This is a genomic window from Mesorhizobium sp. M0189 (genome assembly GCF_040322135.1).
In the GTDB taxonomy this organism is placed as follows: Bacteria; Pseudomonadota; Alphaproteobacteria; order Rhizobiales; family Rhizobiaceae; genus Mesorhizobium.
Map to the genome: position 1 here is coordinate 93478 of NZ_JAMYSW010000017.1, position 12999 is coordinate 106476.

The window sequence follows — 12999 nt, forward strand, 5'->3', positions numbered from 1 at the left end:
CGCCAATCTCCAAAGTTGTCGAGTGAGCTTTGCTTGCGAAGCTACCAATCTCCCCCCTTGAGGGGGAGATGGCCGGCAGGCCAGAGGGGGGTGGGCGGGAACTCAGCGTGGAGCGATTAACGCCGCTAGTGCCTCCTCATCACCTTCGGCGCGTGGCCATGCTCCTCCCGGAACGCGCGGGCAAAGCTCGACATCGAGGCGAAGCCGCAGGCCAGCGCCACGTCGCGCACCATCAGCGTCGAATGCGCCAGCAGGTCGGCGGCGCGCTTGAGGCGCAGACGGCGGTAGTAGCCGTTGGGCGAGATGCTGAGTTCGGAGCGGAAATTGCGTTCGAGCTTATCGGAGGAGACGCCGAGCTTGTTGGCCAGTTCCGCCATGCCGAGCCGCTCTTCGACCGCATCCTCCATGATGGCGATGGCCGACAGCACCAGTTCGTTCTGCACGCCGGTCCGCAGCCTGAGCGGCATCAGCTTGCGGTCGACGCTGGAGCGCAGCGGGCTGTGCACGAACCATTCGGCGACGCCGGCCGCAAGCTCGGCGCCATAATCGTTGGTGATGATCTCCAGCATCATGTCGAGACTGCCGACGCCGCCGGCCGAGGTGAAGCGCTTGCGGTCGATGACATAGAGATCGCGCCTGAGCTCGATATCCGGAAACGCTTCGATGAAAGCCCCCTGGCTGGTCCAGTGCAAGGTGCAGGCATGGCCGTCGAGCAGGCCGGCCCGAGCCAGGAAGAAGGCGGCATCCGCCACCGCGCCGATATGGGCGCCGCCGCGCAGGCTCCTGCGGATCCAGCTCACCGCATCGTGCGCGACGAGATGATCGGCATCGCCGCCCGAGCAGACGACGACACGATCGACCTTCGGCGCGTCATGGGCGGCAAAGCCGGGCTGGATGACGACGCCATTAGAAGCCTCGACCGGGCCTTCGGTGGCGCCGACGATTATCCAGCGATAGCAGTTCCGCTTCGCCAGCACGTTGGCGGCGCGGAGCGGCTCGATCACCGAGCTGAACGCCATCATCGGAAAGCCAGGGAAGACCAGGACGGCGAAGGTGAGAGGGGCTTCGCTTGCCGTCGGTTGGTTGCGTTGTCGGTTGTTCATAGCTTCCGGAGCCGGGAGGATCGGGTCGCTACAATTCAGGCAGAATTGGCCTGGGTCAACGGAATAGCGTGCGGGGCGCGACACAGAACAATTGTCGCTTGTCGGTGATCCTTCACCCCCCTCTGTCCTGCCGACGTCTCGCAAGGTTTCTTGTTACCGGGCTCAACTCGCCAGCGCCTGATCCAGATCCGCAATCAGATCGTCGCCATCCTCGATGCCGGCCGACAAGCGCACCAGCGAATCGGATATCCCGATCTCCGCGCGTTTTTTCGCCGGGATCGAGCCGTGCGTCATCAGTGCGGGGTGCTCGATCAGGCTTTCGACGCCGCCGAGGCTTTCGGCCAGCGTGAACAGTTGCGTGTGCTCGAGGAAGCGCTTGGTGCCGGCGAGGTCGCGGTCGAGCTCGATGGTGATCATGCCGCCGAAGGCGTGCATCTGCCGCCTGGCGATGGCGTGCTGCGGATGGCTGGGCAGGCCGGGATAGATAACACGGCGGATGTCGGGGCGGCTTTCCAGCCAGTGCGCGATCTTCTGGCCGTTCGACGAATGACGCTCCATCCTCAGCGCCAGCGTCTTCAGGCCGCGCAGCGCCAGGAAACTGTCGAATGGCCCGGAAATGGCGCCGATGGCGTTCTGCAGGAACTTCAGCCGATCGGCGAGATCCTTGTTGTCGCCGACCACGGCGACGCCGCCGACCATGTCGGAATGGCCGTTGAGGTATTTCGTCGTCGAGTGAACAACGATATCGATGCCGAGCTCCAGCGGCCGCTGCAGATAGGGGCTGCAGAAAGTGTTGTCGGCGACCGACAGCACGCCTTTGCGCCTGGCCAATGCCGCGACGCCTTCGAGATCGACGACACGCAGCAGTGGATTGGTCGGCGTCTCGACCCAGAGCAGCTTGGTTTCCGGGCGGATCGCCGCTTCGACCGCGGCAAGATCAGTGAAGTCAACGAAGTCGACCTGGAGGTTGGCCGAGCGCTTGCGCACCCGCTCAAGCAGCCGAAACGTGCCGCCATAGATGTCGTCGGTGGCGACGATGTGGGCGCCGGAATCGAGCAGTTCGAAAATAGTGGCGATCGCCGCCAGCCCCGAAGCGAAGGCGAAGGCGGCTGTGCCGCTTTCGAGGTCGGCCACAGCGCGCTCGAAGGCAAAGCGGGTCGGGTTCTGGCTGCGGGCATATTCAAAACCCTTGTGCACGCCCGGGCTCTGCTGGCCATAGGTCGAGGTCGCGTAGATCGGCACCATCACCGCGCCCGTCGTCGGGTCGTGGCTCTGGCCGCCATGGATGGTGCGCGTCGAGAAGGCGAGGCGGTTCCTGCCCGATACGGTGGCTTTGACGGTCATCGGGCGCGCCTCAGATGGTTGATCAGGTCGATACGGGTTATCAGGCCAATGAATTCGTCGCCATCGAAGACGATAGCGACCTCGTTGCGGTCGAACACCGGCAGCAGCGCATCCAGCGTCTGGCTGGCCTGCAGCGTGTGCAGGGTAGAGGTCATGGCCGTACTGACCGGGGCCTTGAAGCGGTCCCAGCGGCTGTCATAGGGGCCTTCGACCTTGGCCAGGATATCGCTTTCGTCGATGATGCCGACGAGCTTGCCCTCGTCCAGCACCGGCAGCTGCGAAACATCCGAGCGGCGCATGCGGCCATAGGCGTTGAGCAGGCTTTCGTCGGGGCCGACATACACGGTGTCGCCGGTGCGATGCGAGCGCATCACCAGATCGCGCAAATCGCCATGCTGCTCCTGCTCGGCAAGGCCCTGTTCGGCCAACCAGAAGTCGTCGAACACTTTCGACAGATACTTGTTGCCGCTGTCGCAGACGAAGGTGACGACGCGCTTCGGCACGGTCTGCTCGCGGCAATAGCGGAGCGCCGTCGAAAGCAGCGTGCCGGAAGACGAGCCGGCGAGGATGCCTTCCTTCGAAAGCAGGTCGCGCACCGCCAGCATGCTCTGCTTGTCGGGGATGGAATAGGCCTTCCTGACCAGCGACAGATCGGCATTGGGCGGGACGAAATCCTCGCCGATGCCTTCGACGGTCCAGCTTCCGGCCTCTACCATCTTGCCGGTCTTGATCAAAGGCGCCAGCACCGAGCCGACCGGATCGGCCAAAATCATCTCGGTCTTCGGCGAGACTTTCGCGAAATAGCGGCCGAGCCCGGTCAGCGTGCCGCCGGAGCCGACACCGACGACAACCGCGTCGACGTCGCCTTCGAGCTGTTGGAAGATTTCCGGTCCGGTCGTGGTTTCATGAGCCAGCGGATTGGCCGGGTTGGCGAACTGGTTGGCATAGAAGGCGCCGGGCAGCTCGACGGCGATCTTTTCGGCCATGTCCTGGTAATATTCGGCATGGCCCTTGCCGACATCGGAGCGCGTCATGCGCACTTCGGCGCCGAGCGCGCGCAAATGCTGGATTTTTTCGCGGGACATCTTGTCGGGAACGACGAGGATGATGCGGTAGCCCTTGGGGATGCCGACCTGGGCGAGGCCGAGACCGGTGTTGCCGGCGGTCGCCTCGACGATGGTGCCGCCGGGCTTCAGTCTGCCCTGTTTTTCGGCGGCGGCAATCATCGACAGCGCGATGCGGTCCTTGATCGAGCCGCCGGGATTCTGGCTTTCGAGCTTGATGAACAGCCGGCACTTGCCGATGTCGAATTTGGTCAGCTCGACGACCGGCGTCTGCCCGATCAGATCGAGAACCGAGGCATAGGGCGGGCGCAAGCGGGACGATGCGTCGTCCGGTGCCACGATCTTGTGCTTGCTCATGTCAGATGCTCCGTTGCCAGAATGAGCAACCGCCCTGGAAGACGGCAACCTACCGTCTTTTCCAGCCGTTTGCAGTTGTAAAGAAGATAGATCGTGCCAATCCGGCCGCCAGCAGGGGAATGGAATTTCGCGAAAGCTTCGCCAGCCTCGAGGCTGGGCAAAAGATTTGCAGAACCTGCTTAGGGTTCAGGCGATCGCGGCCTGGGCTTCGATCTCGATCAGAAAATCCGGATTACCGAGGCCGGCGACGCGCAGCACTTTGATGATCGGGGCACGCCGCGGTTTGCCCAGAAGGCCATCCAGGCGCCGAAGGCCGGCCCTATGTCCAGGTCGCCGGCGATATAGACCGAGAGGCTGACGAGGTCTTCAGGCTTTGCCCCACCGGCTTCGAGCACCTTTGCCAGGTTGGAGAGCGCCTAAGCGGTCTGCGCAGCGAGATCGTCCCTGGCGACGATCCGGCCTTGCGCGTCGACCCCATTCTGGCCGCCGACCAGCACGATGCGCGCGGATGGCGGCAGCGACACGCCTTGCGAATAGGCCGGGTTGCTGTGCATGCCCTCGGGGTTCAGCCTTTCGATGGTCACTGCGCTTTTCCTCCTCAGCGAAAACTATACCGCGGCCGCCTGGCCGTCCGTAGGGTCGCACGGCACAGAACGGCAATCGTGCGGCCGTTTCAACGCACCATCTCGTTCGTTGCCGCCGCTGATTCCGCCATGCTACCCGGCGCTGGTCGAACAGCAATGCAAGGAATGGCCGATGAAGATTCTTGCCTATGACAATTTCAAGCCCGGCGTCACGCTCGACGACCTGCGGCCTTATTTGCGCGACGAAGTGTCGAACGTCTGGCGGCTCTGGAAGGCGGGGATCGTGCGCGAGAATTATGCGCGCGGCGATATTGGCGGCGTCATCATCGTCTTCGAGCTCGACAGCGTCGCGGAAGCGCGGCGCTACACCGAGGACTTCCCGCTGTCCAAGGCCGGGCTGCTGGAATGGCACTTCATCGCCTTCGACGCGCCATTGCCGCTGGAATTCCTGTTCGACCCGACCGTCGACATCGCCAAGCCGTGGGACCGGACGGCGGCATGATCCGGTCGCGCGACGGGATCGAAATCCCGGCCAGCCTGGCTGAGTGGTGCGATCCGCGCCGCACGGCGCTGGTGGTCTACGACATGCAGGTCGGCATCTGCCGCCAGGTGGCCGGCGCCGCCACCATCGTCGAGCGCACCGGCACGGTGCTGGAAGCGGCGCGCGTGGCCGGAATGCGGGTGGCGTTCACGCGCCATCTGTCGCTGCCGCGCAAATGGATGGGCGCGACGCAGCTGCGCACCGCCATGGCCTGGCAGCGGCGCGACAGCCCCGACACAGTTGAGCCGTGGTTCCCGCGCGACGCCGAAGCGACGCGGATCGTGCCCGAGCTGGAACCCCGCGATGACGAGGCGGTGTTCGACAAGCTCACGATGTCGGCCTTCGATTCCACCGCGCTCGGCTTTGCCTTGCGCGATTGCGGCGTGCGCACGATAGCGCTCGCAGGCATCGCCATGGAGATCGGCATCGAGCCAACCGTTCGCCAGGCGACCGACAATGGCTTTGTCGCCGTGGTCATCGAGGATGCCTGTGGCTTCGGCAACCGCGAGGCGCGCGACCGCTCGATGGCGACGCTACGCTTCCTCGGCGAAGCCGTTGTCACCGATGTCGCCAGCTTCTGCAGCGCGCTTGCCGGACCGGGTTGAGGACAGTCGGCTTGCTAGAGCGATCCACCCTTTCACGCAAACGTCGAACCGCTCCATCGCTTTGTCTCGCAATTGCGGACAGAAAACCGCTCCGCGCTTCCCGGAATTGATCTAGGTGGCTGCGCTATCGGTGCGAAAACGCACGCCCTCGGCGCGGCCATGCACGCTTCCCCAGTCGTAGAGCGCCTGGAGCGCGGCGGCGAGATCTTCACCGCGCCCGGTCAAGGCGTAGCGCCCCTTGCCGTCGGGCGACATCTCGAGCGTGACGAAGCCGATCTCGACAAGCTCGGCCAGGCGCTGCGTCAGCATCTTGTCCGAGAGCGAGGGGATCAGCCGGCGCAGGTCGGAATAGCGCATCGGCTGTTCCTTGACGTGCGCCAGGATCACCGTCTTCCATTTGCCGCCGAGCGCGTCGAGCGCGAACTCGACCGGGCAGCCGTAGAGTCTTCCGCGTTGGGTCATGCGCCATGGTAGGCAAGGCATGGTGACGACGGAAGCAGAATTCGCCCGGTCATCTGGCCAGGGGTCGCGGCTCACGGCCTCGCCGGCCACAAAATCCATGGAGGAGAACGAAGATGAGCGTACGCGACGCCAATCCGGTCAACGCGCAACAGCCGAAACGTGTGGCGATCGTCATCGCCAACCCGGCTGTCTCGACCACCACGGGCTGGCCGGTCGGCTTCTGGCGGAGCTAGCTCCCGCACCCTGGTTCGCCTTCACCGCGAGGTTATGCGGTCGAGATCTTTTCACCCAACGGCGGCGGTCTTGCATCCGAAATTGCGTCAAGACAAAGGGGGCCTTATCCGAGCAATCGCTTGCTTAGCCGCGCACACTGCACGCGAATATCGGGAATGGCGTCGATCTCGAAGAAGGTGCCGCGCGTCAGCGGCCCGACCGCCAAAATCTTGGCCGATACTGTGCCATCGCCGGCGATGACCTCGCAGTCCGCGGTCACATCGAGGCCGAGCCGCAGCGGATCCGGCCGTGCCAGCCCACGGTCGACCAGCGACCGCACCACGCTGTTCGAGGTGGTCGAGATATCCCTGGCGATGCCGGTGCAATCATAGATGCGGGCGACATCGAACCTTTCGAGGCGCTGCGTGTGGCGGGACTGGACCTCTACGGTGTAGCCTGCGGCGATGTCGACGATGCGGCCGGCGACAAGCCGGATGCGGCCGGCCTGCACCGCCTCCGTAACGCGGGCGTAGACTTGCGGCGCCATGCGATGGCGGTGGATGTCCCACCACGCCTTGGTGTGCTCGACAAAGCGGCGCTTGGCCGAGGACGGCCAGTTCTGCCAGATCTTCTGGTTGAAGGGCCTCAGACCGTCGACGACGTCGCGCCAGTCGATGCCGGCCTTCTGGTTTTCCCGGATCAGGTCGCGGAACCAGCCGACGAAATAGGAAAGCTGGGTGCCGAGCGGGATATCGGCAACGTCGAGCTTGATGGGATTGCCCTTGCGATGCGGCGAAGGCAGCAGGCCGCGCCGCGACACCGCGACGATCGCGCCGCGATGACCGCGCTGCTCGAGCGACAGAAAGGCATCGACCATGCTCAACCCCGTGCCCAGCACCAGGACTCGGGCTTCGGGGTCGAGCGCGCTGTCGGCCTCGGATCCCATCCTGATCGCGTGGCCCTGCCCCGCCCCCGGCTCCTCGTCATGGCCGGTCGCCAGCACGGCAAGATGCGCAACCACGCTGGTGCCGTTGGCCAGCGCCACCTCGACGCCGGACGCGGTCGGCGAGATCGACAGGCTCTCCTCGCGGATCAGGCGCAGCCGGCCCGTCTGCTGCTCACGCGCCTCGAGTTCGTCGAGCAGCTCCTTGAGATAGCGGGCGTAGACGCTGCGCGGCGCATAGACCGGTGCCTGTTCCGGCGTTGCCAGGCCGCGTTCAAGTAGCCAGCGCGAGAAATTGCCGGGATCGTCGGCATAGGCGCTCATGCCCAACGCGCTGACATTCAGCACATGGGCTGAGAGCAGCGTTGAATAGGCCATGCCTTGCCCAAAATGCGGGCGTTTTTCGACCAGGCTGACGCGGAGATCGGGATTGGGCGACTTCAGCAGATGCGCGGCAAGCACGACGCCGCTGGCGCCGCCACCGACAATGATGATCGAAGTTGGAATGATCGAATTTGCGCGTCCGGTCATGCGCGCACCAATTGTCTTGGGAGCCATTGGTTCCGGAATTCTCGGGTCAGGCTTTGTTGATTCAGGCCTGGATTTTCAACGGCACCGAAAGGTCTTCGTCGCCGGCGATGTCGCGCATCTCGGCGAGGCTGCGCTGGTCCAGCACCTCGGCGATGGCCTGCCGGACCTCCAGCATCAGATGTCGGACTTGGCATGTCGCCTCGTTGCAATCTTCGCAGCGCTGATACTGGGTGCGGCTGGCGCAAGGAATGGGGGCAAATGGCCCGTCGAGCACGCGCACGACGTGCCCGACCTTGATCTCGTCCGCTGGGCGCGCCAGGCGATAACCGCCCTCCTTGCCCTTGCGGCTCTGGACGAAACCGGCATTGCGCAATTCGCCAAGGATGGCATCGAGGAACTTTTTCGGAATATTGTTTGCGCGGGCGATGTCGTTGACGAAGGCGAGCTGTCCAACCGGCAGGCGCGCCAGATGAACGAGCGCCTTGAGGCCGTACTTACCTTTTTTCGTGAGCATAACCCGAACGTTTCTCTGTCATGCGATGACCCAAGGCCATCGGTTGCGAAACGCCTGGCGTGCCTCCCCGCCGCGTCCAAGCTGTCACTACAGATAAATTCTAGTGACATGATATACAAGCCAAGAAACGTTGATTTTGTTTCGTTTTCAAGCCGCAATGGCCATTTTGGCCGGGGCTTGTGCCCTACGAGCACAGGAGCCGCCGCCAATGGGACACCGGCAAACTGGCCGGCGACAGGAATGTCCCGACCGGCCGACAGCAGCTTCTGTCCCTGAATTTGAAGGCCAAAGCATGCCGCGCGTGGCAACAAGGAGGGTGGCGTCGTTCATCGTCCTCTCCGTTCCTTCAATGTCCATAAGAATACTAGACTTAACCCCGAGCACAGGAAATTCGCTTTCAATTGTTCGGCCGTTCGCAGCATGGATTTGCCGGTGAACGGGCCAAAACGGAAAATTCTTGTTTGCGGCTGAGGGCGCAATCGCCGGTCGCTCCAACGGACAGCGAAGCCAGAGGCGAGGTGGAGCCAAGAAGGCAATTGAGGTGCTGCGCCATTGTTCAAAGCAGCGACGCAGCGGAGACCCGAGGATCGATGCCGCTATACTGACCAATGAATGCAGATCCAATAGTGCGCGCCATTCCGTCTCTGTTTCGGCTGACCTGACCGTCAACAGACCTTAGGCCGAGGCCCGCTGCAGCCGCCATATCCGCCTTCGCGCCGCGCCACTCACGGCTTTTTTCTAACAAGACGGCAATGGTTGGAAGGATTTAACTCTACAAGCCTTATAGACTTAGCTGACTATGAGGGAGCGATCCGATTTTTCTCTTTTCAAGGAGCCTTTCATGTCCACTATTTCGCGACGCGTCGTTCTCCTGTCCTCGGCGGCTCTGGCTGGTGCCGGCTTTCTCGGCCCAGCCCATGCGAAGGACCTCAAGATCACTATCGGCTACCAGACGGTCGTCGAACCCTCGAAGGTGCCGCAGGCCGACGGCGCCTATGAGAGCGCGACCAAGGCGGCAATCGACTGGCGGAAATTTGATTCCGGCGCCGACGTGATCGCCGCCGTCGCTTCCGGTTCGGTCGACATCGGTTATGTCGGCTCGAGCCCGCTGGCGGCGGCGGCGAGCCGCGAGCTTCCCATCCAGACCATCTTCATTGTCGGGCTGATCGGCGAATCCGAGGCCCTTGTCGCCCGCAACGGCGCCGGCATCGAGAAGGTCGCCGACCTTGCCGGCAAGAAGGTGGCGGTACCCTTCGTCTCGACGACGCATTACAGCCTGCTTGCGGCGCTGAAGCATGAGGGTGTCGAGCCGAAGTCGGTCGATATTCTCAATCTGCGGCCACCGGAGATCGCGGCGGCATGGGCGCGCGGCGACATCGACGCCGCCTATGTCTGGGATCCGGCACTCGGCCAGATCAAGACGTCGGGCAAGGTCGTGCTGGATTCCTCGCAGGTCGCCGCCTGGGGCGCGCCGACTTTCGACGCCTGGATCGTGCGCACCGACTTCGCCGAAAGGAACCCGGAGGCGGTGCGCGACTTCGTCAAAATGACGGGCGCTGCCTATGCCGAATTCCTGGCCAAGCCGGATCAATGGTCGGTGTCCTCGCCGCAAGCGGCCAAGATCGCCAGGATCACCGGGGCCAAGCTCGAAGACGTGCCGCAACTGCTGAGGGGCTATGTCTTCCCGACGCTCGAGGAGCAGGCCTCGGACAAGTTCCTCGGTGGCGGCACGGTCAAGGCAGTCGAGGCGACGTCGGCCTTCCTCAAGGAGCAGGGCAAGATCGACGCCGTGCTGCCGGATTATTCGAAATACGTGTCGTCGAAATATGTCGGCGAGGCGCTTGCCTCGAATTAGCGACCGCTCAATGCGCGCGTCCTCCCTTCCCTGACGCGCGCGTTGCCTGCAGATTCAGAATATCGGCGACGCCACATGACGCATCTCCTGCTCGACAAAGTCTCGATTCATTATGAAGGCCAGCCGGCGCCGGCCGTCGAACGCGTGTCGATTGACGTCGCCAAGGATGACTTCGTTGTCCTGGTCGGCCGCTCCGGCTGCGGTAAGACCTCGCTGCTCAATGTCGCTGCGGGCCTGGTCGAGCCTGTGCGCGGCAGCGCCACGGTAGGCGGCAGGCCGATCACGGCGCCAGGCTCGGACCGCGCCGTCGTGTTCCAGAACGACGCGCTGTTTCCGTGGCTGACCGCGCGGGAAAATGTCGCCTTTGCGCTCAGGCTGCGCGGCGTCGGGCCAAGTGAACGGGCGCGGCGCGCCGATGCGCTGCTGGCGCTGGTGAAGCTCGACGGTGCCGGCGACAAGCGCATCTGGGAGCTTTCCGGGGGCATGCGCCAGCGCGTCGGCCTGGCCCGGGCGCTGGCGGCCGAGCCGCAATTCCTGCTGCTCGACGAGCCGCTGGGCGCGCTCGATGCGCTGACACGGGAACGCATGCAGACAACGCTGCTCGATCTGTGGACGGCAAGCAATGTCGGCGTGCTGATGGTGACGCACGGCATCGAGGAAGCGCTGGTGCTCGCAACCCGCATCATTGTGCTGGCTCCCGACCCTGGGCGGGTGGTGCGGAGTTTCGAAACCGGCTTCAGCCGGCGCTATGCAGCCGGCGAGGCCATTCGCAGCATCAAGGCCGATCCCGCCTTCGCCGCGGCGCGCGGCGAGCTGACCGATGCGATCTTCGAAGGAGAGGCAGCATGACCGTTACCTCCTATACCGAGCGGCCGCAGCGCTCCAAGGCCGACGACGGAGCCGACGCGCTGTCCGTGCCATGGTCGCGGTCGCGGCCGAGACGCAGCCGCGTTTCGGCCCGCATGGTCAGCGCGATCACTGTTCTGGTGGTGCTGGCGGCGTGGGCACTGTCGGCCCGCCTGCAATTGGTGTCGCCGGTTTTCCTGCCGTCGCCCGTGGCAGTCTGGAACAAATTTGTCGTCGTCGCCCGTGACGGCTTTGTCGACGCGACGCTGCTCCAGCATATCGCCGCCAGTCTGTGGCGGGTATTTGCAGCGCTGATCGCGGCCGTTTTCGTCGGCGTTCCCATCGGGCTGGCTATCGGCATCAGCATCATAGGGCGCGGCATCTTCGATCCGCTGCTCGAATTGCTGCGGCCGATCCCGCCGCTGGCCTATCTGCCACTAATCATTATCTGGTTCGGCATTGGCGAGCCGTCCAAGATCCTGGTGATTGCCATCGCCATGCTGGCGCCGGTCGCGCTGTCGACGGCATCGGGTGTTCGCGGCGTCTCGCAGGAACGCATCAATGCGGCACGCGCGCTTGGCGCGACCCGCACGCAGCTTGTCCGGCACGTGATCCTACCCAGCGCACTGCCCTCGATCCTGACCGGCCTGCGCATCGCGCTTGGCGCCGGCTGGTCGACGCTGGTTGCCGCCGAGCTGGTGGCGGCGACGCGCGGGCTCGGCTTCATGATCCAGTCCGCCGCCCAGTTCCTCGTCACCGACGTGGTGGTGATGGGCATACTGGTGATCGCGGCCATTGCCTTCGTGCTCGAATTCATCATCCGCAGGATCGAGCGGGTGCTCGTCCCGTGGGCGGGGCGGGAGTGACCGGATCGGAGACGTGACGATGCCCCATTCCACCGCTGTGCTGCTTGCGCGTTTCGGCCATTGGCTCCGCCTGATCAAGGCCGGAGACAAACAGCCGCCTGAGGACGAACGCAAAGCGCCGACGCCGGTGCATCTGGACGCGGAGCGCAACCGCTTACCGCCGCGCGACGAAAGTTTCTACTGGGGCTGGCAATACTGGTCGCGGTGACCAGCCGCCACAGGTCCGCTGTGCGCTGCTCTGGCGGGAGCCTGAGGATCGACGCCTGCTCAAACGCGCGAACGGTTCGCCCAGGCCAGGCCGGCCAAGCCAACCAGCGCGGTGACGATGCCGACATAGAGCCATTGCGACTGGCCGGTCATGAAGCTGCCGCCGATAAGGCCGATGCCTTGCAATGACCACAGCACGCCGATGGCGAGCACAATCAACGCCAGCAGATTTTTGATCAATCTCATTGCTAAAACTCCTTTCCAAGTCGATCATCGGCCGCGCTCCTGCCGGAATGGAACAGCGAAAGAAGCGGCCCGGTCAGGCCAACTTCTACTTAGATGCAAATCTCTGATCTTGTGCAAGACGTGCTGAGGTCGATGCGAAGATCATCAAAGAAGCTGTGCCTTTCTGCGGAAACTCTCTGACAAATTGTTTCGCACCGACTCCAAACGTGTAACATTGTCATGGAACCGACAGATCATTGCCGCATTTGCTGCCTCATTCGCCTCTAACCGCTGCGGGTCTGTCAACGGAGCCAGTCCCCAACACATGAACAAAAGCAACCAGACCGCGCTTGCCGCGGCCATGATCGCGGCTGGCCTGATGGTCGGCGCATCCACTGCCAGCGCCGCCGCTCAGTGCGGCCGTGCCTCCTGGTACTCACTGCATTCCAGAACCGCTTCCGGCGAACGCATGAACCCGTCGGCGCTGACCGCAGCGCATCGCAGCCTGCCGTTCGGCACCAAGCTGAAGGTGACCAACCGCAACAATGGCCGCAGCGTCGTCGTGCGGATCAACGATCGCGGCCCGTTTATCAGGGGCCGCGTGCTCGATCTGTCGAAGGGCGCCGCCAGCCAGCTCGGCTTCATCAGCTCGGGCCATACCGCCGTCTGCATGGCACGCGTCTAACAGTCAGAGCGCCAGGCCGGACACCTCCTCCGACGATCGCACCGATAGGCGTAC

At 63.9% G+C, this 12999-nt stretch carries 15 protein-coding genes; 7 read left to right on the forward strand and 8 right to left on the reverse strand.

Annotated elements, in window-relative coordinates:
• Positions 1 to 125 precede the first annotated feature (125 nt).
• The 4 genes from NKJ09_RS25855 to NKJ09_RS25870 all read right to left on the reverse strand — a co-directional run bounded on the left by NKJ09_RS25855 (position 126) and on the right by NKJ09_RS25870 (position 4452).
• Positions 126 to 1103 carry a GlxA family transcriptional regulator gene (locus NKJ09_RS25855; protein WP_352481347.1) on the reverse strand — a complete coding sequence of 326 codons (978 nt, stop codon included), beginning with the start codon at positions 1101 to 1103 and terminating at the stop codon, positions 126 to 128.
• A 162-nt stretch (positions 1104 to 1265) separates the two neighbouring features.
• The gene (locus tag NKJ09_RS25860) at positions 1266 to 2447 is read right to left on the reverse strand and encodes a cystathionine gamma-synthase (RefSeq protein ID WP_352481346.1); all 1182 of its coding nucleotides are present in this window, start codon (positions 2445 to 2447) and stop codon (positions 1266 to 1268) included.
• On the reverse strand, positions 2444 to 3868 hold the full coding sequence (locus NKJ09_RS25865; protein ID WP_352481345.1) for a pyridoxal-phosphate dependent enzyme: 1425 nt from the start codon (positions 3866 to 3868) through the stop codon (positions 2444 to 2446). The genes NKJ09_RS25860 and NKJ09_RS25865 overlap by 4 nt, the downstream gene beginning before the upstream one ends.
• Positions 3869 to 4284: 416 nt before the next feature.
• Positions 4285 to 4452, reverse strand: a complete 168-nt coding sequence (locus tag NKJ09_RS25870) for a hypothetical protein (RefSeq protein WP_352481344.1) — start codon at positions 4450 to 4452, stop codon at positions 4285 to 4287.
• A 172-nt stretch (positions 4453 to 4624) separates the two neighbouring features.
• On the opposite strand from NKJ09_RS25870, the gene NKJ09_RS25875 reads away from it, so the two are divergent.
• Both NKJ09_RS25875 and NKJ09_RS25880 read left to right on the forward strand, forming a co-directional pair.
• The gene (locus tag NKJ09_RS25875) at positions 4625 to 4954 is read left to right on the forward strand and encodes a hypothetical protein (protein WP_023718782.1); all 330 of its coding nucleotides are present in this window, start codon (positions 4625 to 4627) and stop codon (positions 4952 to 4954) included.
• Positions 4951 to 5598 (forward strand): cysteine hydrolase family protein, encoded by a 648-nt coding sequence (locus NKJ09_RS25880; protein ID WP_352481343.1) that lies wholly within the window; start codon positions 4951 to 4953, stop codon positions 5596 to 5598. Before NKJ09_RS25875 ends, NKJ09_RS25880 begins: the two co-directional genes overlap by 4 nt.
• Before the next feature lie 111 nt (positions 5599 to 5709).
• On the opposite strand, the gene NKJ09_RS25885 is transcribed toward NKJ09_RS25880, so the two are convergent.
• The 3 genes from NKJ09_RS25885 to NKJ09_RS25895 form a co-directional block, all read right to left on the reverse strand.
• On the reverse strand, positions 5710 to 6060 hold the full coding sequence (locus NKJ09_RS25885; protein WP_352481342.1) for a winged helix-turn-helix transcriptional regulator: 351 nt from the start codon (positions 6058 to 6060) through the stop codon (positions 5710 to 5712).
• A gap of 337 nt (positions 6061 to 6397) precedes the next feature.
• A complete protein-coding gene (locus NKJ09_RS25890) occupies positions 6398 to 7747 on the reverse strand; it encodes an FAD/NAD(P)-binding protein (protein WP_352481341.1) in 1350 nt (449 codons plus the stop codon).
• A 61-nt stretch (positions 7748 to 7808) separates the two neighbouring features.
• On the reverse strand, positions 7809 to 8261 hold the full coding sequence (locus NKJ09_RS25895) for an RrF2 family transcriptional regulator (protein ID WP_352495420.1): 453 nt from the start codon (positions 8259 to 8261) through the stop codon (positions 7809 to 7811).
• A gap of 841 nt (positions 8262 to 9102) precedes the next feature.
• On the opposite strand from NKJ09_RS25895, the gene tauA reads away from it, so the two are divergent.
• The 4 genes from tauA (at position 9103) to NKJ09_RS25915 (ending at position 12036) form a co-directional block, all read left to right on the forward strand.
• Positions 9103 to 10116, forward strand: a complete 1014-nt coding sequence (gene tauA / locus NKJ09_RS25900) for a taurine ABC transporter substrate-binding protein (protein ID WP_352495419.1) — start codon at positions 9103 to 9105, stop codon at positions 10114 to 10116.
• A 75-nt stretch (positions 10117 to 10191) separates the two neighbouring features.
• Positions 10192 to 10965 carry a taurine ABC transporter ATP-binding protein gene (locus tag NKJ09_RS25905; protein ID WP_352481338.1) on the forward strand — a complete coding sequence of 258 codons (774 nt, stop codon included), beginning with the start codon at positions 10192 to 10194 and terminating at the stop codon, positions 10963 to 10965.
• Positions 10962 to 11828, forward strand: a complete 867-nt coding sequence (locus NKJ09_RS25910; protein WP_352481337.1) for an ABC transporter permease subunit — start codon at positions 10962 to 10964, stop codon at positions 11826 to 11828. Before NKJ09_RS25905 ends, NKJ09_RS25910 begins: the two co-directional genes overlap by 4 nt.
• 19 nt (positions 11829 to 11847) lie before the next feature.
• On the forward strand, positions 11848 to 12036 hold the full coding sequence (locus NKJ09_RS25915) for a hypothetical protein (protein WP_023718773.1): 189 nt from the start codon (positions 11848 to 11850) through the stop codon (positions 12034 to 12036).
• A gap of 59 nt (positions 12037 to 12095) precedes the next feature.
• Here the strand turns inward: NKJ09_RS25915 and NKJ09_RS25920 are convergent, their stop codons facing one another.
• Positions 12096 to 12281 carry a hypothetical protein gene (locus NKJ09_RS25920; RefSeq protein ID WP_023718772.1) on the reverse strand — a complete coding sequence of 62 codons (186 nt, stop codon included), beginning with the start codon at positions 12279 to 12281 and terminating at the stop codon, positions 12096 to 12098.
• A gap of 304 nt (positions 12282 to 12585) precedes the next feature.
• Here NKJ09_RS25920 and NKJ09_RS25925 point away from each other — a divergent pair, with 304 nt between their 5' ends.
• Entirely contained in the window at positions 12586 to 12945 is a 360-nt protein-coding gene (locus NKJ09_RS25925) for a septal ring lytic transglycosylase RlpA family protein (protein WP_352481336.1), read from the forward strand.
• The last annotated feature ends 54 nt before the right edge of the window (positions 12946 to 12999 follow it).

Bases quoted from the DNA above. Each gene is read 5' to 3' on its own strand.
- NKJ09_RS25855 (WP_352481347.1), bottom strand. From the start codon at position 1,103: ATGAACAACCGACAACGCAACCAACCGACGGCAAGCGAAGCCCCTCTC.
- NKJ09_RS25860 (WP_352481346.1), bottom strand. From the start codon at position 2,447: ATGACCGTCAAAGCCACCGTATCGGGCAGGAACCGCCTCGCCTTCTCG.
- NKJ09_RS25865 (WP_352481345.1), bottom strand. From the start codon at position 3,868: ATGAGCAAGCACAAGATCGTGGCACCGGACGACGCATCGTCCCGCTTG.
- NKJ09_RS25875 (WP_023718782.1), top strand. From the start codon at position 4,625: ATGAAGATTCTTGCCTATGACAATTTCAAGCCCGGCGTCACGCTCGAC.
- NKJ09_RS25880 (WP_352481343.1), top strand. From the start codon at position 4,951: ATGATCCGGTCGCGCGACGGGATCGAAATCCCGGCCAGCCTGGCTGAG.
- NKJ09_RS25885 (WP_352481342.1), bottom strand. From the start codon at position 6,060: ATGACCCAACGCGGAAGACTCTACGGCTGCCCGGTCGAGTTCGCGCTC.
- NKJ09_RS25890 (WP_352481341.1), bottom strand. From the start codon at position 7,747: ATGACCGGACGCGCAAATTCGATCATTCCAACTTCGATCATCATTGTC.
- NKJ09_RS25895 (WP_352495420.1), bottom strand. From the start codon at position 8,261: ATGCTCACGAAAAAAGGTAAGTACGGCCTCAAGGCGCTCGTTCATCTG.
- tauA (WP_352495419.1), top strand. From the start codon at position 9,103: ATGTCCACTATTTCGCGACGCGTCGTTCTCCTGTCCTCGGCGGCTCTG.
- NKJ09_RS25905 (WP_352481338.1), top strand. From the start codon at position 10,192: ATGACGCATCTCCTGCTCGACAAAGTCTCGATTCATTATGAAGGCCAG.
- NKJ09_RS25910 (WP_352481337.1), top strand. From the start codon at position 10,962: ATGACCGTTACCTCCTATACCGAGCGGCCGCAGCGCTCCAAGGCCGAC.
- NKJ09_RS25915 (WP_023718773.1), top strand. From the start codon at position 11,848: ATGCCCCATTCCACCGCTGTGCTGCTTGCGCGTTTCGGCCATTGGCTC.
- NKJ09_RS25920 (WP_023718772.1), bottom strand. From the start codon at position 12,281: ATGAGATTGATCAAAAATCTGCTGGCGTTGATTGTGCTCGCCATCGGC.
- NKJ09_RS25925 (WP_352481336.1), top strand. From the start codon at position 12,586: ATGAACAAAAGCAACCAGACCGCGCTTGCCGCGGCCATGATCGCGGCT.